Genomic DNA, 473 nt, shown 5'->3' on the forward strand with positions numbered 1-473 from the left:
TTATCTTTAGACCATCTGTTTACTGCAAATGACTTGTTTTATGGCAGTTATAACCATGATTTGGGTGGGGGAGATCAAGGTAAACGCGGAACGGACGGTTATTATTTAAGTTATAGCATTCCACTCAAATATTGGTTACTCAGCACCAGTTATAGCCAATCTGATTATAACCAAACGGTTGCAGGTGCCAGCGAAAGTTATAGCTATAGCGGCAAAAGCAAACTTATTGGGGCCGATTTATCTCGGGTACTTTACCGTGACGCCAAACGAAAAACCACGGCCAGTGTGGGAGGGTGGTATCGGGAATCACAAAACTTCATCAATGATGTAGAAATTGAAGTGCAACGTCGAAAAACCGGTGGCTGGAAAGCCAGTTTGGATCATACAGAATATCTAGCCAATGCGACTTTAACAGGCAATTTAACCTATAAACGCGGTACAGGTGCATTTAATGCAATGCATGCACCTGAAGA

The 473-nt window shown here is 42.5% G+C and carries 1 protein-coding gene; it reads left to right on the forward strand.

What is annotated here, in order from left to right; translation table 11 throughout:
* Nucleotides 1–473 (forward strand): ShlB/FhaC/HecB family hemolysin secretion/activation protein (locus tag M2R48_RS21290; protein WP_262087621.1); only part of this gene is annotated, 473 nt, incomplete at both ends.

It is taken from the genome of Acinetobacter sp. I-MWF, assembly GCF_025433935.1.
Lineage (GTDB): Bacteria > Pseudomonadota > Gammaproteobacteria > Pseudomonadales > Moraxellaceae > Acinetobacter > Acinetobacter guillouiae.